This window comes from Streptomyces sp. NPDC050485 (assembly GCF_044458185.1).
Taxonomy (GTDB): Bacteria; Actinomycetota; Actinomycetes; order Streptomycetales; family Streptomycetaceae; genus Streptomyces.
In genome coordinates this window covers 1-17893 of record NZ_JBITHR010000024.1, presented here as the reverse complement: position 1 = coordinate 17893, position 17893 = coordinate 1, and the positions used below count along the sequence as shown (strand labels likewise).

The 17893-nt window shown below is 70.7% G+C and carries 18 protein-coding genes and 2 pseudogenes; 5 read left to right on the top strand and 15 right to left on the bottom strand.

Annotated features, from left to right (window positions below; genetic code table 11):
* Positions 1-7 precede the first annotated feature (7 nt).
* The 6 genes from alr to ACIBK6_RS33895 all read right to left on the bottom strand — a co-directional run bounded on the left by alr (position 8) and on the right by ACIBK6_RS33895 (position 6907).
* Entirely contained in the window at positions 8-1162 is a 1155-nt protein-coding gene (alr, locus tag ACIBK6_RS33920; protein WP_399055877.1) for an alanine racemase, read from the bottom strand.
* Positions 1163-1220: 58 nt separating this feature from the next.
* Complete coding sequence (locus tag ACIBK6_RS33915) at positions 1221-2174, bottom strand: L,D-transpeptidase family protein (protein WP_399055875.1); 954 nt, start codon at positions 2172-2174, stop codon at positions 1221-1223.
* Positions 2175-2315: 141 nt separating this feature from the next.
* On the bottom strand, positions 2316-3743 hold the full coding sequence (locus ACIBK6_RS33910; RefSeq protein ID WP_399055873.1) for an NAD(P)H-hydrate dehydratase: 1428 nt from the start codon (positions 3741-3743) through the stop codon (positions 2316-2318).
* Positions 3744-3881: 138 nt separating this feature from the next.
* Positions 3882-4250: a holo-ACP synthase gene (locus ACIBK6_RS33905; protein ID WP_399055871.1), complete on the bottom strand. Its 369-nt coding sequence runs from the start codon at positions 4248-4250 to the stop codon at positions 3882-3884.
* Positions 4247-6094 carry a glutamine--fructose-6-phosphate transaminase (isomerizing) gene (gene glmS, locus ACIBK6_RS33900; RefSeq protein WP_399055869.1) on the bottom strand — a complete coding sequence of 616 codons (1848 nt, stop codon included), beginning with the start codon at positions 6092-6094 and terminating at the stop codon, positions 4247-4249. Before glmS ends, ACIBK6_RS33905 begins: the two co-directional genes overlap by 4 nt.
* A 348-nt stretch (positions 6095-6442) precedes the next feature.
* A complete protein-coding gene (locus ACIBK6_RS33895) occupies positions 6443-6907 on the bottom strand; it encodes an ATP-binding protein (RefSeq protein WP_399055867.1) in 465 nt (154 codons plus the stop codon).
* 258 nt (positions 6908-7165) lie between these two features.
* On the opposite strand from ACIBK6_RS33895, the pseudogene ACIBK6_RS33890 reads away from it, so the two are divergent.
* Positions 7166-7327 (top strand): annotated as a pseudogene (locus tag ACIBK6_RS33890) (transposase family protein); the annotation flags it as partial.
* A 35-nt stretch (positions 7328-7362) separates the two neighbouring features.
* Here ACIBK6_RS33890 and ACIBK6_RS33885 read toward each other — a convergent pair.
* Positions 7363-7881: a hypothetical protein gene (locus tag ACIBK6_RS33885; protein ID WP_399055865.1), complete on the bottom strand. Its 519-nt coding sequence runs from the start codon at positions 7879-7881 to the stop codon at positions 7363-7365.
* 174 nt (positions 7882-8055) lie between these two features.
* Here ACIBK6_RS33885 and ACIBK6_RS33880 point away from each other — a divergent pair, with 174 nt between their 5' ends.
* Entirely contained in the window at positions 8056-8742 is a 687-nt protein-coding gene (locus tag ACIBK6_RS33880) for a TetR/AcrR family transcriptional regulator C-terminal domain-containing protein (protein ID WP_399055863.1), read from the top strand.
* Positions 8743-8931: pseudogene (locus ACIBK6_RS33875) on the top strand (IS5/IS1182 family transposase); the annotation flags it as partial. It abuts the gene before it with no gap.
* Between the two features lie 69 nt (positions 8932-9000).
* Here the strand turns inward: ACIBK6_RS33875 and ACIBK6_RS33870 are convergent.
* Positions 9001-9435, bottom strand: coding sequence for a VOC family protein (locus ACIBK6_RS33870; RefSeq protein WP_399055861.1), 435 nt, complete (start codon positions 9433-9435; stop codon positions 9001-9003).
* A 323-nt stretch (positions 9436-9758) separates the two neighbouring features.
* Here ACIBK6_RS33870 and coaA point away from each other — a divergent pair, with 323 nt between their 5' ends.
* Positions 9759-10748, top strand: coding sequence for a type I pantothenate kinase (coaA, locus tag ACIBK6_RS33865; RefSeq protein ID WP_053727628.1), 990 nt, complete (start codon positions 9759-9761; stop codon positions 10746-10748).
* Between the two features lie 80 nt (positions 10749-10828).
* On the opposite strand, the gene glmM is transcribed toward coaA, so the two are convergent.
* The 4 genes from glmM to ACIBK6_RS33845 all read right to left on the bottom strand — a co-directional run bounded on the left by glmM (position 10829) and on the right by ACIBK6_RS33845 (position 15192).
* A complete protein-coding gene (gene glmM / locus ACIBK6_RS33860) occupies positions 10829-12187 on the bottom strand; it encodes a phosphoglucosamine mutase (RefSeq protein WP_399055859.1) in 1359 nt (452 codons plus the stop codon).
* A 103-nt stretch (positions 12188-12290) separates the two neighbouring features.
* Positions 12291-12809, bottom strand: a complete 519-nt coding sequence (rpsI, locus tag ACIBK6_RS33855) for a 30S ribosomal protein S9 (RefSeq protein ID WP_399055857.1) — start codon at positions 12807-12809, stop codon at positions 12291-12293.
* Positions 12810-12851: 42 nt separating this feature from the next.
* Positions 12852-13295, bottom strand: a complete 444-nt coding sequence (gene rplM, locus ACIBK6_RS33850; protein ID WP_329463553.1) for a 50S ribosomal protein L13 — start codon at positions 13293-13295, stop codon at positions 12852-12854.
* A 274-nt stretch (positions 13296-13569) separates the two neighbouring features.
* Positions 13570-15192 (bottom strand): ABC-F family ATP-binding cassette domain-containing protein, encoded by a 1623-nt coding sequence (locus tag ACIBK6_RS33845; protein ID WP_399055854.1) that lies wholly within the window; start codon positions 15190-15192, stop codon positions 13570-13572.
* Positions 15193-15248: 56 nt separating this feature from the next.
* Here ACIBK6_RS33845 and ACIBK6_RS33840 point away from each other — a divergent pair, with 56 nt between their 5' ends.
* On the top strand, positions 15249-16091 hold the full coding sequence (locus tag ACIBK6_RS33840) for a hypothetical protein (protein WP_399055852.1): 843 nt from the start codon (positions 15249-15251) through the stop codon (positions 16089-16091).
* Here ACIBK6_RS33840 and truA read toward each other — a convergent pair.
* The 3 genes from truA to ACIBK6_RS33825 form a co-directional block, all read right to left on the bottom strand.
* Positions 16062-16943 carry a tRNA pseudouridine(38-40) synthase TruA gene (gene truA / locus ACIBK6_RS33835; RefSeq protein WP_399055851.1) on the bottom strand — a complete coding sequence of 294 codons (882 nt, stop codon included), beginning with the start codon at positions 16941-16943 and terminating at the stop codon, positions 16062-16064. The genes ACIBK6_RS33840 and truA overlap by 30 nt on opposite strands.
* An 85-nt stretch (positions 16944-17028) precedes the next feature.
* Positions 17029-17517: a 50S ribosomal protein L17 gene (gene rplQ, locus ACIBK6_RS33830; protein WP_189963071.1), complete on the bottom strand. Its 489-nt coding sequence runs from the start codon at positions 17515-17517 to the stop codon at positions 17029-17031.
* Between the two features lie 172 nt (positions 17518-17689).
* Positions 17690-17893 (bottom strand): DNA-directed RNA polymerase subunit alpha C-terminal domain-containing protein (locus ACIBK6_RS33825; RefSeq protein WP_399055848.1); only part of this gene is annotated, 204 nt, incomplete at its 5' end.

The following is a 17893-nucleotide window of genomic DNA, read 5'->3' as shown; positions in this document are numbered from 1 at the left end:
TCCGCTCTTACTCGTCGTCGGAACACTCATTCACATAGACGCGGGGCACCCGTGCGCCGATCCGGGTCACGATCTCGTAGCCGATGGTGCCCGCCGCCTCGGCCCAGTCCTCGGCCGTCGGCTCGCCCCGGTCGCCCGGCCCGAACAGGATCGCCTCCGCGCCCGGCTCGACCGTGTCCCCCTCAAGGTCGACCACGAACTGGTCCATGGCAATGCGGCCCGCCGCGGTACGTACTTTCCCACCGACCAGAACCGGCCCGCGCCCCGAGGCGTGCCGCGGGATGCCGTCGGCGTACCCGAGCGGGACGAGGCCGAGGGTGGTCTCGCTCCCGGTGACGTAGTGATGCCCGTAACTGACGCCGTGACCCGCCGGAACCTGCTTGGCAAGCGCCACCGAGGCCGCGAGCGTCATGACGGGCCGCAGCCCCAGCTCCCGCGCGGTGCCGAGCTCGGGGGAGGGCGAGACGCCGTACATCGCGATGCCGGTGCGCACCAGGTCGAAGTGCGCCTCGGGGAGCGTGAGCGTCGCCGGGGAGTTGGCCATGTGCCGCACCTCGGGCGTGACGCCCGCCTTCTCGGCGAACGCGAGCATCTCCTGGAAGACGGAGAGCTGGGAGGCGATCGAGGGGTGCCCCGGCTCGTCGGCGCAGGCGAAGTGCGACCACAGGCCGGTGACCGTCACCTCGGGGGTGGCGAGCGCGGCATGCACCAGTTCCGGCCAGTCGGCGGGCTGGCAGCCGTTGCGGCCGAGCCCGGTGTCGGCCTTGAGCTGGATCCTGGCGGTGCGCCCGGCGGCGCGGGCGGCGTCGGTGACCTCGCGCAGCGCCCACATCCCGCTCACCGAGGCATCGATGTCCGCCTCGATCGCCTCGCGCCAGGGGCCGCCCGGCGTCCACAGCCAGCACAGCATCGGGCCGTCGATGCCGGCCGCGCGCAGGGCGAGCGCCTCCAGAGGGGTCGCGGTGCCGGTCCAGGCCGCGCCGGCCTGCCGCGCCGCCCTGGCACAGTGCACCGCGCCGTGCCCGTACGCGTCCGCCTTCACCACGGCCATCAGCTGCGCGCCGGGTGAACAGGCGCGCAGCGTACGCACGTTGGCGCGCAGCGCGCCCAGGTCGATCTCGGCGCGGGCGCGCACGGCGGGGTTCTGTGTGTTCGCGGTCATCACGCCAAGTCTCTCAGAGCGCAGGGGGACCCGGATTGTGCCGCGGGACACACGCGGATCAGGTGCCGTCCCGGTGCCCCCACACATAGACGGCATCTCCCTTGCGCAGGACGTCCCAGAGCTTGCGGGCGTCGCTGACGCTGAGGTTCACACAGCCCTGGCTGCCGACGGAGGTGTAGACGCTGTGGTAGATGGCGTGGAAGGCCTGGCCGCCGTCGAAGAACTGGGCGTACGGCATGGACTGGTGGTAGATCGTCGACCAGTGGTTCTTGTGCCGCCAGTAGACCTTGTGCCAGCCGGCCCGGGTGGGCAGACCGGCCCGCCCGCTGCGGATCGGCACCGGACCGAACGTCACCTTCTGGCCCGTCTGCACCCACATCAGCTGCCGCGTCAGGTCCACACAGGCCACCCGCTGCGCCTTCACGGGGCACTTGTGCGCGGCGTTGGGGTTCTTGCGCGCCGACAGGAACTGCATCCGGGACCAGGTGACCGGCCCCGCGAAGCCGATGGCCGGCTGAATGCCCTGCGCCTGCTGGAACTTGCGGATCGCGGCGCAGTCCGCGGCGGACTGCCTGCCGTCCGCCGCGAGCCCCAGCCAGCGTTCGACCTGCCGCTGGTAGGGCCCGGTCCTGCTGGTGCAGCTGCCGGCCTTGGCGCCGAGCTCCTCCCGCGGCACGTACTCGACGAGCCGGTCCGCGCCCGCGGGCGCCGCGGCGGGTTCAACCCGGTCCTCGGCGGCCCCGGGCTCGTACACGAGCGGCGGCAGCACCTGGTCGGGGGTGTCGAGCGGGGCGCCCCGCGGGTCGAGCGGCACCCCGGGCACCAGCACGTCGGCGGGCGCCGGCTCGGCGGGCACCGGCGCGGGCGGGGCGGGCGGGGCGGGGATTCCGGGCGGCGGGGGCAGCGGGTGGTCCGCCACGGGGGCGGCGGCCCCGAGCGCGAGCGCGGCCGCGAGCACCAGCCCGCGCGCGCCCCATTTCTGACGTTTCTTACGCGTATGTCCTTGTCTCATACGCGTAGCGAACCTCGCACTCCGGGCGTGTCGCGGAAGCCGCGCGGCAGAAGTCACCCAGCAATGGGCCAAGCGTGGGGCGCGGCCGGGGGCGCAGGATGATCAGACCCCGTCACCTGGCGCGGCCGGGGCCTTGGGTGATCAGACCCCCGTCACGTCCCGCCACACCCCCGGCAGCGCTTCCGCCACCGCGTACGCCGTCGTCGGGGCGCCCTGGGCGGCGTGGCGGCCCGCGAGGCCGTGCAGGTAGGCCGCGACCGAACCGGCGTCCCGCGCGTGGAGGCCGGCGGCGAGCAGCGAGCCCGCGAGGCCGGACAGCACGTCGCCGCTGCCGGCCGTGGCCAGCCACGGGGTGCCGGTCGGGTTGACCCGGACCGGCCCTTCGGCGTCCGCGACCAGCGTGGTCGAGCCCTTCAGGAGGACCGTCGCGCCGTACCGGGCGGCCAGTTCGCGCACCGAGGCGAGGCGCTCGGCCTCGACCTTCTCGCGCGGGACGCCGAGCAGCGCCGCCGCCTCGCCCGCGTGCGGGGTGAGCAGGGTGGCCGCCGACCGGGCCCGTACGGCATCGGGGTCGAGACCGCGCAACCCGTCCGCGTCCACCAGGACCGGCACGTCCGAGGCGAGCACCTCGGCCACGCCCGCGCCTTCGCCCTCGCCGAGCCCGGGTCCGACCACCCATGCCTGCACCCGCCCGGCCTTGGCGGGCGAGCCGTCCGACACCAGCGTTTCCGGGAAGCGCGCGATCACCGCATCGGCGCCGGGCCCCACGTACCGCACGGCTCCGCCCCCGCCGCGCAGCGCCCCGGCCACCGCGAGGACCGCCGCGCCGGGATACCGCGCCGACCCGGCGACGACCCCGACGACGCCCCGCCGGTACTTGTCGCTCTCGGCCGCCGGAACGGGCAACAGGTCGGCCACGTCGGCGTGTTGGAGCGCCTCGGCATCGGGGACGGAGGGCAGGTCGAGCCCGATGGGGATCAGCCGCACCGCCCCCGCGTACTCCCGCGCGGGGTCGATGAGCAGCCCCGGCTTGTACGCCCCGAACGTGACCGTCGCATCGGCCCACAGCGCCTCGCCGGCCACCTCGCCGGTGCCCGCGTCCACGCCGCTGGGCAGGTCGACGGCGACCACCAACGCGTTCGACCCGCGGGCGGCCCGGGCGACCGGCACCGCGTCGGGACGCAGGCCGCCGTGGCCGCCGATGCCGGTGATGCCGTCGAGTACGAGGTCGGCGACGGCGAGCACCTCGTACGGGTCGTCGGCGACGCGTCCGCCGGCCCGGGTCAGCGCGGCGAGGCCGCCCTGATGGGCGCGGTCGGGGGCGAGCAGCACCGCGTGCACTCCGGCGCCCCGGCGGGCGAGGCGGGCCCCCGCGTACAGCGCGTCGCCGCCGTTGTCCCCGCTGCCGACGAGCAGCACGACCCGGGCCCCGTACACCCGCCCCAGCATGGCGGCACAGGTCGCGGCGAGCCCGGCGGCGGCCCGCTGCATGAGCGCGCCGTCCGGCAACCGCGCCATCAACTCCCGCTCGGCGGCCCGGACGGTCTCGACGGAGTAAGCAGTACGCATGGGCCCCACTTTCCCCCACCCCGCCCCTTCCCGAAACTGGGAATGCTGCTCAGCGAAAATCCAGCCCGTCCGGCGTTTGAGGACTGGGGGTCTGGGGGCAGAGCCCCCGGTTCGGGAAGGGGCGGGGTGGGGAAAAACTCAGCCCTCCGCGATCACCACCGCCGACGCCACCCCCGCGTCATGGCTGAGCGACACATGCCAGTGCCGAACCCCCAGCTCCGCCGCCCGCGCCGCCACAGTCCCCCGCACCCGCACCCGCGGCTGCCCGCTCTCCTCCACGTACACCTCCGCGTCAGTCCAGTGCAGCCCCGCCGGCGCCCCCAGCGCCTTCGCGAGCGCCTCCTTCGCGGCGAAGCGCACCGCCAGCGAGGCGACCCCGCGCCGCTCCCCGCTCGGCAGTATCAACTCCTCTTCCACGAACAGCCGTTGGAGCATCGCCGGGGTCCGCTCAAGCGACTCCCCGAACCGTACGATCTCGGCCACGTCGATCCCCACCCCGATGATCATTCGACGGTGACCGACTTCGCGAGGTTGCGCGGCTGGTCCACTTCGTTGCCGCGCGCGGTCGCCAGCTCGCAGGCGAAGACCTGGAGCGGCACGGTCGCCACCAGCGGCTGGAGCAGCGTGGGCGTGGCCGGGATCCGGATCAGGTGGTCGGCGTACGGCACCACGGCCTCGTCCCCCTCCTCCGCGATCACGATCGTCCGGGCCCCGCGCGCCCGGATCTCCTGGATGTTGGACACGATCTTGTCGTGCAGGACGGACCGGCCCCGGGGCGAGGGAACCACGACCACCACCGGAAGATCCTGCTCGATCAGCGCGATCGGCCCGTGTTTGAGCTCGCCCGCCGCGAACCCCTCGGCATGCATGTACGCCAGCTCCTTGAGCTTGAGCGCGCCTTCGAGGGCTACGGGGTAGCCGACGTGCCGCCCGAGGAAGAGCACGGTGTTCTTGTCGGCGAGCGAACGCGCCAACTCCCGTACGGGTTCCATGGTTTCGAGGACCCGGTCGACCTCGGAGGCGATCGCGGCGAGGTCGTGCACGACGGCCCGGACCTCGTCGCCCCACTTGGTTCCGCGCACCTGCCCGAGGTACAGCGCGACCAGGTAGCAGGCCACCAGCTGGGTGAGGAAGGCCTTGGTCGAGGCGACGGCGACCTCGGGACCCGCGTGCGTGTAGAGCACCGCGTCCGACTCCCGCGGGATCGTGGACCCGTTGGTGTTGCAGATCGCGAGCACCTTCGCGCCCTGCTCGCGGGCGTGCCGCAGCGCCATCAGGGTGTCCATGGTCTCGCCGGACTGCGAGATGGCGATGACCAGCGTGCGCTGATCGAGGATCGGATCGCGGTAGCGGAATTCGCTCGCGAGCTCCGTTTCACACGGAATCCTGGTCCAGTGTTCGATCGCGAGCTTCGCGATCATTCCGGCGTGGTACGCCGTCCCGCAGGCCACGATGACGACCTTGTCGACCTCCCGCAGCACCGCGTCGGGGATCCGCAGCTCGTCCAGGGTCAGCGAGCCCGCCGCGTCGATCCGCCCGAGGAGCGTGTCGGCGACCGCCTTCGGCTGCTCGGCGATCTCCTTGAGCATGAAGTAGTCGTAGCCGCCCTTCTCGGCGGCCGACGCGTCCCAGTCCACGTGGTAGGCCCGGGTCTCGGCCGGCGCCCCGTCGAAGTCGGTGACGCTCACCCCGTCCCGGCGCAGCTCGACCACCTGGTCCTGGCCCAGTTCGATGGCGGAGCGGGTGTGCGCGATGAACGCGGCGACGTCGGAGGCAAGGAAGGACTCCCCTTCGCCGACGCCCACGACGAGCGGCGAGTTGCGCCGCGCGCCCACCACGACGTCCGGCTCGTCCGCGTGCACCGCGACCAGCGTGAACGCGCCCTCAAGGCGCCGGCACACCTGCCGCATGGCCTCCGCCAGGTCCTCGGCCGAGGAGTAGCACTCGGCGAGGAGGTGCGCGACGACCTCGGTGTCCGTCTCGGAGGCGAGCGTGTGCCCGCGCTCCGCCAACTCGGCCCGCAGCGCGGCGAAGTTCTCGATGATCCCGTTGTGGACGACCGCGACCCGCCCGGCGTTGTCCAGGTGCGGATGCGCGTTGGCGTCGGTGGGCCCGCCGTGCGTGGCCCACCGGGTGTGCCCGATGCCGGTCGCCCCGGCGGGCAGCGGCGCCTCCAGGAGCGCCTTCTCCAGATTGACCAGCTTCCCGGCCTTCTTCGCGGCGGCAAGCCCGCCGTCCGCGAGCACCGCGACGCCCGCCGAGTCGTACCCGCGGTACTCCAGCCGCTTCAGCCCCGCGACCACGACGTCCAACGCCGACTGCCCGCCTACATATCCCACGATTCCGCACATAAAAACCCCTTCGTGGCCGCCTGATCAGCGACTCAAGGTGTCACTTACCGCCCCTGGCACCCGCTGGGAGCCGGTGGGGAGTTCAGCTCCCACCGACCCGCACATCGAGCGCTTCGAGACCACGGGTCCCGAGCCCGGCAGCACGTGCACGCACGTTCGCAGCGTGCACGCCGGGTCCTCGTGACCGAGCCACCTTGCCACGAGAACCAGCGACTCTTCCGCTTCGGACAGTGCCGACGCGTAGGTGTGGCGCGGAACATGCAGGCTCCGCGGGGTCGTCGAGGTCGGATTCACCCGCACCGACGGATCGCTCGCCCGCCGTCCACTGGGGGCAAGCCTTGGGTTTGATCACGATGTCCCCCGCCCGCCCTTGACCATGCGGAACCACACAGCATTGGAATGCGGACGCGGGCCCCCGTAGCAGGGCGCACCCCACGCATCCGACAGGTCATCGACCAGGACCAGTCCGCGCCCGCGCTCACGGATCTCTGGCACCGCTTCAGGCGGCACGGGCAAGGCGTGGGGCTGGTCGTCGTGGACGCAGACCGACACCTCGTGGTCGCCGAGGATCACCTCGACGTGCACGAGGTGCGCCTGCGTATGCCGGTAGACGTTCGTGACGAGCTCACTCGTGCAGATCTTCGCCGATTCAACGAGTTGCGTGTACCTGCCGACTTGGAGCAGCGCAGCGACCGAAGCGCGCATCTCGACGGCCGCCGTCTTCCGGTTCGCGGTACTGAGCCGGTGCGTCCTGATCGCAGTTGAAGCGGTTGAAGCCGATGGTTCGGGAGGTCCTAAGGCTGCGGTCGTCATGGTCAACGTCTCCCAACGCGGTTATTCGCGCTCACCTCGCGCGACTCCCGCCGTGCAATCAACTGGGCTGACAGCGAATACGTACTCGCCCTCGCCGCCCTCGCCCGCGGCGAGCACGTCGGATACGCCCTCGCACTCCGCAACGGAGAAACCGCCGAGTGGTGCGTCCGTCCCGTGCCATATCTGCAACTCGCCCTGCCCGGCTGGTGCGACCAGCCGCATTGCACCGGCACCACCTGATCGGGAATCGCACGGCCGATCCGCACTCTCGGTACGGACCAGGTGCGCAAGGGTCGACCGTGGAGCCTGACTCTGGTGGACCGGATCCTGCTCGTAGCGGCTTACTGGCGTACGAACTTGACGCTGCGGCAGCTCGCCCGACTGTTCGGGGTGTCGAAGGCCGATAGTGCGGCCGGGCGGCGGGGCGTCAGGGAGCCGGTGAGGTGGGCCCGGCATCAGACCAGCGAGGCGGCGATCAGGGCGACGGCGGAACCGGCGAAGACGGTCGTGTTGCGGAGGTAGGCCTGCCAGCGCACCCAGCCAGGGAAGGCGTCTTCGGCGGCCTTGAGGAACGGTGCGACCTCGATGCGGGCCAGTTCCGGGTCGCCCTTGCGACGGAAGGCGGCCTCGACGGACTTCACCGCGGTGAGGTTGCTGTGGACGATGACGGCGTTCATCAGGATCACCAGCGAGGAGAAGATCCAGGTCAGCAGTTGAGCGATGTCGGGGCCCGCGAAGTTCAAGGCGGCCGTGAGGGTCATCACCGCGGCGACGGTCACCGGGGCCGCGGTCTCGTGTCCGCCGGCGTCGAACCGGAGCTTGTTCTCCTCCAGGACCTCGGGGCGGACACCCTGGCGGCGCAGTTCGGCAACAGCGGCGGCCTTCGCGGCGGGCCCGAAGCGGTGACGGACCACCGGGATGCTGACGAAGGCGACGGCGACGAGCAGTTGCATGACGGCGGCGAGGGCGTTCACGGGGCTCTCCTTCAACTTGGCGTACAGAGTGGGCACTTGAGGTCCACCCCACGGGATTGCACTTAGTTCAAGTGGCGTCGACGTGAATGACTGTAGGGCAGGACTTGAACTAAGTGCAAGACCTCGGCGGGTGCCGTCTTGAACTATGTGCAAGTGGCTGCGTACCGTGAGCCCATGCCACGCGACACACTCACCCGGGACCAGATCGTCCGCACCGCCGTCGACCTCCTCGACGCCGACGGCCTGGAGGGCCTGAACATGCGCGCCCTCGGCAAGCGCCTCGACTCCGCCGCCACCGCGGTCTACTGGCACGTCAAGAACAAGGACAACCTCGTCCTGCTCGCCACCGACCAGGTATGGAGCGAGCTCACGCTCCCCGACCTCGACGCCGCCCACTGGCGCGAAGCCGCCACCACCATGGCCACCGACCTGTACCAGATGTTCACCCAACACCCCTGGCTGGTGCAGGTCCTAGCCGCGCACCTCGTCTACGGCGAGGGCAAGGCCCGCCACGACGACCACCTTCTGGCCGTGTACGAAACCGCCGGCTTCACCCCCGACCGGGCCGACCGGGCCACCGCCGCCGTCTTCACGTACGTACTCGGCAACGCGGCCGGTGCCGCCGCGACCGCGTCCCTCACCCGCAAACTCGTCCAGGCCGACGAGCCCGCCACCGCGGAACAGCGACTCCAGGACGTCATGGCAAAGGCCCACGACGTGGCCAAGAACTACCCGCGGCTGCGCGCCCGTTTGGAGACCCCGGCAGCCACCGGATACGCCACCGCCCCCGAAAGCACCTTCGAGTTCGGCCTCCAGTCACTCCTGGACGGGCTGGAACGACAGCTCTCGACACAGCCGTAGGCCGCCGTAGGCCGGGCCACAGTCATCGCGGACGGCGGCTATCAGGGCGCTGGCCTGCTCATCCCGCACCGCCGTGAACGCGGCCAGACCGAACTGCCGGTCCTTCGTGACTGCCGTCTGAAAGGCGACGGCGTTCACGCCGCCGTGCTCGGCATCGCCCGGCTGCACAACCTCGCCCTCACGGGGTAACTCCCGCCCCGTACGAGACCAGAGAGGCCCAAGGGAGGCGGCTCCCCGCCTCCCCGGCTCGGAGAATGCTCAGTCGATACAGAATTCGTTGCCCTCGATGTCCAGCATGGGGATGCACGACTCGTTTTCCTCATCGGCATACAGCGTTTGCACGTGGGTCGCACCGAGCGCGACCAGTCGTGCGCACTCAGCTTCGAGCGTGGCGAGGCGCTCGTCCCCCACGAGCCCGGTGCCGACCCGGACGTCGAGATGCACCCGATTCTTGACGATCTTGCCTTCGGGGACGCGCTGGAAGTACAGGCGCGGGCCCACACCTGAGGGATCACTGCAGGCGAACCATGAACCCCGCTCCTCAGGCGGCAGGGTGCGGTTGAAATCGTCCCAGGTGGCGAACCCCTCCGGTGGCGGCGGTATGACATACCCCAACACCTCGCACCAGAAACGAGCGAGGCGCTCAGGTTCTGCGCAGTCAAAGGTGACTTGGAACTTCTTGATCGCTGACATCGGCGCACCGTACCGCGCACCAGGGGGACCCTGCCGCTCATTTCCCCAGGCGGATCCGCCCGCCACCCGTCGCGCCCTGGGTCACCTTGGACGCCAAGTGACCAAACCGGACAGTCCACGAGAACGGACGCCCCGCGCAAGACCGATTCGGATCGACGCCACGTCCCCGCGGAAGGGAACGCACCCGCACCCGCAGGCCGCCGCTTCCCGCCTGATCGACGGGATCCCGGGTACCCCGTCGACCCCTTCAGCCGGATTCGTGCCCTCGGCCACGTGACCCACCCCACCCCCCACGCGGGACCCGCACCACCCACAATGGGGAGGTGATCACTTCGCCGCCACGGAGCGCCCACCGCAAGCCGGAGGCGACTCCCTACGTGGACCTGACCCGCGCCGAGTGGAGCGCCCTGCGCGACAAGACGCCGTTGCCGCTGACCGCCGACGAGGTCGAGCGGCTGCGCGGGCTCGGCGACGTCATCGACCTGGACGAGGTGCGGGACATCTATCTGCCGCTGTCCCGGCTGCTCAACCTGTACGTGGGGGCCACCGCCAATCTGCGCGGCACGCTCAACACCTTCCTGGGCGACGCGGGCAACGGGCACGGCACCCAGCACGGCACCCCGTTCGTCATAGGGGTGGCGGGCTCCGTCGCGGTCGGCAAGTCGACCGTGGCCCGGCTGCTCCAGGCGCTGCTGGCCCGCTGGCCCGAGCACCCCAGGGTGGAGCTGGTCACCACCGACGGCTTCCTGTACCCGATGGCCGAGCTCCAGCGGCGCGGCCTGATGTCGCGCAAGGGCTTCCCCGAGTCGTACGACCGCAGGGCCCTGACCCGGTTCGTCGCGGACATCAAGGCGGGCAAGGACGAGGTGACCGCGCCCGTCTACTCGCACCTCATCTACGACATCGTGCCCGACGAGCGGCTCGTGGTGCGCCGGCCCGACATCCTGATCGTGGAGGGTCTCAACGTCCTCCAGCCCGCGCTGCCCGGCCAGGACGGCCGCACCCGGGTCGGCCTCGCCGACTACTTCGACTTCAGTGTGTACGTCGATGCCCGCACCGAGGACATCGAGACCTGGTACCTCAACCGCTTCCGCAAGCTGCGCGAGACCGCCTTCCAGAACCCGTTCTCGTACTTCCGGAAGTACACCCAGGTCTCCGAGGAGGAGGCGCTGGACTACGCGCGCACGACCTGGCGGACCATCAACCGGCCCAATCTGGTGGAGAATGTGGCGCCCACCCGCGGGCGGGCCACGCTCGTCGTGCGCAAGGGGCCCGACCACAAGATCCAGAAGATCTCCCTGCGCAAGCTCTGAAGGCTCCGGAAAGCTCCGGAAACACGCGTGCGCCGGTCGCCCGGAACCTCTCCGGGCGACCGGCGCACGCGCCAACTGCCTTAACCCAGCGCCGACTTGACGACGTCGGCGAGGCGGCCGGCGATCGAGCGGGCCTGCTCGATGTCGGCGGCCTCCACCATGACGCGGACCAGCGGCTCGGTGCCCGACGGGCGCAGCAGCACCCGGCCGGTGGCGCCCAGTTCACGCTCGGCCTCGGCCACCGCGGCGCCGAGCTCGGCGGAGGTGGTGACCCGGGACTTGTCGACGTCGGGGACGTTGACGAGGACCTGCGGCAGCCGCTCCATGACGGCGGCGAGCTCGCCGAGCGAGCGGCCGGTCGCGGCGACCCGGGCGGCCAGCATCAGACCGGTGAGCGTGCCGTCGCCGGTCGTCGCGTGGTCGAGGATGATCACGTGGCCGGACTGCTCGCCGCCGAGCGCGTACCCGTGCTCCTTCATCGACTCCAGGACGTAGCGGTCGCCGACCCCCGTCTGGACAAGCTCGATGCCCTCGCGCTCCATGGCGATCTTGAAGCCCAGGTTGGACATGACGGTGCCGACGACGGTGTTGCCGCGCAGCGTGCCCGCCTCGCGCATGGCGAGGGCGAGCACCGCGAGGATCTGGTCGCCGTCGACCTCGTTGCCCGCGCCGTCCACGGCCAGGCAGCGGTCGGCGTCGCCGTCGTGCGCGATGCCGAGGTCGGCGCCGTGCTCCACGACGGCCGCCTTGAGGAGGTCGAGGTGGGTGGAGCCGCAGCCGTCGTTGATGTTGAGCCCGTCCGGCTCGGCACCGATCGTGATGATCTCGGCGCCGGCCCGCGTGAACGCCTCCGGCGAGACCCGCGCGGCCGCGCCGTGCGCCTCGTCCAGAACGACCTTCAGACCGTCGAGGCGGTTGGGCAGCACTCCGATGAGGTGGGCGACGTACCGGTCGAAGCCCTCGCCGTACGACCTGACGCGGCCCACGCCGGCGCCGGTCGGGCGCTCCCACGGCTCGCCCGTGCGGTGCAGCTCGTAGATCGCCTCGATGCGGTCCTCCAGCTCGTCGGCGAGCTTGTGGCCGCCGCGCGCGAAGAACTTGACACCGTTGTCCGGCATGGCGTTGTGGCTGGCCGAGAGCATCACACCGAGGTCGGCACCCAGCGCGCCGGTGAGGTACGCCACCGCGGGGGTGGGCAGCACACCGACGAGCAGGACGTCCACGCCCGCGCTCGCGAGGCCCGCGACGACCGCGGCCTCCAGGAACTCTCCCGACGCGCGGGGGTCGCGCCCGACCACAGCGGTCGGCCGATGCCCCTCGAAGGTCCCCGCCTCGGCGAGCACGTGCGCCGCCGCGACCGACAGGCCGAGCGCGAGCTCAGCCGTCAGATCCGAGTTGGCGACACCGCGCACGCCGTCCGTGCCGAAGAGTCGTCCCACGTCTGTCCTCCGAAAACCTCAAAGTGCCAGGTGATAGACGAACGCCCCGGCAGCACGGAAAGTGCTGCCGGGGCGAACGAAAGCCGTACGGGCAGGCGCGGATTTAGCGCTTGCTGTACTGCGGAGCCTTACGGGCCTTCTTGAGACCGGCCTTCTTGCGCTCGACCGCACGGTCGTCGCGGGAGAGGAAGCCGGCCTTCTTGAGGGCGCCGCGGTTGTTGTCCACGTCAGCCTCGTTCAGCGCGCGGGCCACGCCGAGGCGCAGGGCACCGGCCTGACCGGACACGCCGCCACCCGAGATGCGGGCGATGACGTCGTAGCGGTTGTCGAGTTCGAGCACCTTGAAGGGCTCGTTGACTTCCTGCTGGTGGACCTTGTTCGGGAAGTAGTCCTCGAGCGTACGCCCGTTGATCTTCCACTTGCCGGTGCCCGGAACGATCCGGACGCGGGCGATGGCGTTCTTGCGGCGACCCAGGCCGGCGGCCGGCTGCGGGTCACCGAAGCGGGACGCCAGCGACTCGGAGGTGTACTCGCCCTCGACGGGCACCTCGGACTCGAAGGTGGTCACTTCGGCGTAGGTCTCGTCGCCCTCAAGCGGGGTCTCGACGGTGGTCTCGGCCACGATTCTCCTCAGATTTCTTTACGTCTTAGGGGGTGGCCGGAACTACTGCGCGACCTGGGTGATCTCGAACGGCACCGGCTGCTGGGCAGCGTGGGGGTGCTGGTCGCCCGAGTAGACCTTCAGCTTCGAGAGCATCTGACGGCCCAGGGTGTTCTTGGGGATCATGCCCTTGATGGCCTTCTCGACGGCCTTCTCCGGGTTGTTCGCCAGGAGGTCGTCGTAGCGCACCGAACGGAGACCGCCCGGGTAGCCGGAGTGGCGGTAGGCCATCTTCTGGGTCTTCTTGTTGCCGGACAGGTGAACCTTGTCGGCGTTGATGATGATGACGAAGTCACCCATGTCCATGTGGGGCGCATAGACGGGCTTGTGCTTGCCCCGGAGGAGGTTCGCGGCGGTGGTCGCCAGACGACCCAGGACGACGTCCTGGGCGTCAATGACGTGCCACTGGCGAGTGATGTCGCCGGGCTTGGGGCTGTACGTACGCACTTCGTAGCCTTCGCTTCTTCAGTGGATGGGGTCCAGACACATTGCACCCTGAAGCGATCATGCAGCTTGGGCTCACAATGCCGGGGACGCTGCCCGTATGCGAGCCACTGGTAACTGCTCCAGAGAACCTACGTAAGGGCCCCTCGCGTGAGAACGACCAAGCCAATACGCATAACAAACCAGAAGAATACCCGGCGCCCCCGGGCGGGTCAAAACCGCCAGAGCCCGACCTGGCCGGATTCGGCCGTATCGGGCCCTGGCCTGCGCAAATGCCCTAGCGCGCCCGCTCCACCCGGCGCTCGTCCCACACCGGCTCCGCCGTCTCGCGCACCACGCCGTCCGAGCCGAACACCAGATAGCGGTCGAACGTCTTCGAGAACCAGCGGTCGTGGGTGACCGCGAGCACCGTGCCGTCGTACGACTCCAGACCGTCCTGCAGCGCCTCCGCCGACTCCAGGTCCAGGTTGTCCGTCGGCTCGTCCAGGAGCAGCGCGGTCGTACCGGCCAGCTCCAGGAGCAGGATCTGGAAGCGGGCCTGCTGGCCGCCGGAGAGCTTCTCGAAGGGCTGGTCGCCCTGCCGCTCCAGCTCGTACCGGCGCAGCACCGACATCGCGGCCCCCCGGTCCTTGGCGTGCTCGGTCCACAGGATGTCGACCAGCGTGCGCCCGAGCAGCTCGGGGTGCGCGTGGGTCTGCGCGAAGTGGCCGGGCACGACCCGCGCGCCCAGCTTCCAGTTCCCGGTGTGCGTAACCGACGGATCACCGGCGAGCAGCCGCAGGAAGTGCGACTTCCCGGAGCCGTTGGAGCCGAGGACCGCGACCCGCTCGCCGTAGAAGACCTCCAGCGAGAACGGCTTCATCAGCCCGGTCAGCTCAAGGTTCTCGCAGGTCAGGGCGCGGACACCGGTACGGCCGCCGCGCAGCCGCATGGTGATCTCCTGTTCGCGCGGCGGCTCCGGCGGGGGCCCGGCGTCCTCGAACTTCCTGAAGCGGGTCTGCATCGCGTGGTAGCGGGACGCCATGTCCGGGCTGATCGCGGCCTGGTTGCGCAGCCGCAGCACCAGCGCCTTCAGCCGCGCGTGCTCCTCGTCCCAGCGGCGCTTGAGCTCCTCGAAGCGCGCGAACCGCTCCCGGCGGGCGTCGTGGTAGGTGCCGAAACCGGCGCCGTGCACCCACACGTCCGTACCGGCCGGGCTCGGCTCCAGGCTCACGATGCGCTCGGCGGCCCGGGACAGCAGCTCCCGGTCGTGCGAGACGAACAGCACGGTCTTGCGGGTCTCCCGCAGCCGCTCCTCCAGCCAGCGCTTGCCCGGCACGTCCAGATAGTTGTCCGGCTCGTCCAGGAGCAGCACCTCGTCCGGCCCGCGCAGCAGCGCTTCGAGCACGAGCCGCTTCTGCTCGCCGCCGCTGAGCGTGCGCACCTCGCGGAACTGGGCCTTGTCGTACGGCATGCCGAGCGCGGCCATGGTGCACATGTCCCAGACCGTCTCGGCCTCGTACCCGCGCGCCTCCGCCCAGTCGCTGAGCGCCTGCGCGTACTTCATCTGCGCGGCCTCGTCGTCCACCGTCATGATCAGGTGCTCGGCCGCGTCCACCTCGGCCGCCGCCTCCCGAATCCGCGGCTGGGCGACGGATACCAGCAGGTCGCGCACCGTGCGCTCATCGCGTACGGAGCCGACGAACTGCGGCATCACACCGAGCCCGCCGCTCACGGACACCGAGCCGCCGTGCGGCTGGAGCTCGCCGGAGATCATGCGAAGGAGCGTCGTCTTGCCGGCCCCGTTGGCGCCGACCAGGGCCACCACCGAGCCCTCCGCCACCCGGAACGAAGCGTCGCCGAGCAGCACCCGCCCGTCCGGCAGGTAGTACTCCAGGTGTGCAGCCTCTAGATGTCCCATGGGCGGATTGTCACCCAGGCCCTGCCCCCCTGAACAATCGAATTAGGATGCGCGGCATGAGCTTTGGGCAAGGGGGACCCGCGTGGGGCCCGGGGGATCAGCAGACACCCGACTGGGCGGCGCTCGCCGATCAGTCGGCCGCGCGCAGCCGGCGCAGGAAGTGGCTGCTCATGGGAGGCGGCGCGGTGGCGACGGCGGTGGTCGTCGCGGTCGTGGCCGCGGTGATCGTCAACGCGGGTTCGAAGGACAGCGGCAAGTCCGCCGACCAGTTGCCCTCTCCCCCGGCGCTGCCCAGCAACAGCGCCCAGCCGGGGCCCTCGTTCTCCAAGGTGGCTCCGCCGCCCCCGCCCAACCCGTACGACTACGTGGCGGACGCGAAGAAGGACAAGGCGCCGCTCAGCGCCGACACCCTCTTCCCGGGCAGCAGCCTGACGCTGGGCAGCGGCGTCTACGCCAAGGGCCCCACCGACCAGGTCACCGACTGCTCCTCGGTCACCCAGGGCGCGCTCGGGTCGGTCCTCAACGGCAACGGCTGCCGCCAGGTCATCCGGGCCACGTACACGAAGGACGGGGTCGCGGTCACGGTCGGCGTCGCGGTCTTCGACACCGACGTACCGGCGAAGAAGGCGAAGGACCAGGCGTCGGGCGGCATCGCCTCGCTGTCCGGCTCGGGGGTGGGCACCTTCTGCCGGGGCGGTTCGGTCTGCCGTCAGACCACCAACTCCTATGGCCGCTATGCCTACTTCACGACCGGTGGCTTCGCCAACGGGAAGAACGTGACGCAGGGCGACGCCACCGTCTTCACGGCCGGCGACGACCTCGCGAAGTTCGCCTTCGACCAGATCGTCGCCCGCGGCCGCAACCAGGCCTCAGCAGCAGCCGCCGTCCCCGCCACCTGACATACCGTCAACGACCGGCAGGGTCCGCATGTTCCGCGCCTGCCTGCTGCGCTCGGCGAGCAACTCGTCGGCGGGGTAGCCGACTTCCTCCAGGGTGAGCCCGTGCGGCTTCACCACATGCACCGAGGAGTCGCGCACCGCCGCCGCGAGGACCTTGCCGGGCCACTCGGGACCCCGGTGCCCGTCGCCGACGTACAGCAGCGCCCCGACCAGCGAGCGCACCATGTTGTGGCAGAAGGCGTCCGCGCGCACGGTCGCGGTGACGATCCCGTCCTCGCCGCGCACCCAGGAAAGCTCCTGGAGCGTCCGGATGGTGGTGGCGCCTTCCCGCTTCTTGCAGTACGCCGCGAAGTCGTGCTCGCCGAGCAGCGCGGCGGACGCCGCGTTCATCGCCTCGACGTCCAACTCCCAGTCGTGCCACAGGACATGACCGCGCAGCAGCGGGTCGACACCGCCCGGGTTGTCGGTCACCCGGTACGCGTAGCGCCGCCAGATGGCCGAGAATCGCGCGTTGAAACCGCTCGGGGCCTCCGCGACGCGCCAGATCCGCACATCGTGCGGCAGCCGCCCGGCCAGGCGCCGCAGCAGCTTCTCGCGGTGCTCCGCCCACACGTCCTCGGGGAGGTCGACGTGCGCGACCTGCCCGCGCGCGTGCACCCCGGAGTCCGTGCGCCCGGCGACGGTCAGGTCGTACGTCGCCTCCGAGCGCGTGACCGTGCGCAGCGCGCCCTCGATCTCGCCCTGGACGGTCCGCCGCCCGCCGGGCTGCTTGGCCCAGCCGGAGAAGTCCTTGCCGTCGTACGACAGGTCAAGCCGCACCCGGACGAGGCCGGGCTCCACCTCATCACTCACGTAACAGATCCTCTCAACGCATCCACACAGCAGAACGGGCCCGCCCCCCGAAGGGAACGGGCCCGTTCACCAGCCTTCAGAACGCTTACGCGTCCTTCGCCTCGTCGGCCGGCTTGGCGTCCTCGACGACCTCGGCCTCAGCGGCCTTGGCGTCGGACTCCTTGACGGCGCGCACGGTGGCGGCCTCGGCCTCGGCAACGGTCGCCTTCTTGGCGATCTCGCCCTCGACCAGCTCGATCACGGCCATCGGAGCGTTGTCACCACGGCGGTTGCCGATCTTGGTGATACGGGTGTAACCACCCGGACGCTCCTCGTAGCGGGGCGCGATCTCGGTGAAGAGGGTGTGGACGATGCCCTTGTCGGTGATCGTCTGCAGCACCAGGCGACGGTTGTGGATGTCGCCCTTCTTCGCCTTGGTGATCAGGCGCTCGGCGACCGGACGCAGGCGGCGGGCCTTGGCCTCGGTCGTCGTGATGCGGCCGTGCTCGAACAGCGACTTCGCCAGGTTGGCGAGAAGCAGACGCTCGTGCGCGGCGCTGCCGCCCAGACGGGCACCCTTTGCGGGACGCGGCATGGTGTTTCTCCTTGTGATCTGCACCGGCCGTACGAGGTACCGGTGTCAGTGTCCGAGCAGGCGGTCGCCCGTCGGAGATCCAGGCCCCCGAAGGGGCCTGGAAGGGGCGCGGGGAACTGCGCGACCAGCCGAAGCCGGTCCGCAGAAGCAGTACAGCCTCCCCGCAGAGCGCTTAGTACTGCTCGGTCTCGACGAACCCGGCATCGGCGTCATCATCGGCGCCAAAGGCGTCAGCCGCAGCGGTCGGGTCGAATCCGGGCGGGCTGTCCTTGAGGGCCAGGCCCATGCCGGCCAGCTTCGCCTTGACCTCGTCGATCGACTTCGCACCGAAGTTGCGGATGTCGAGCAGGTCGGCCTCGGAGCGCGCCACGAGCTC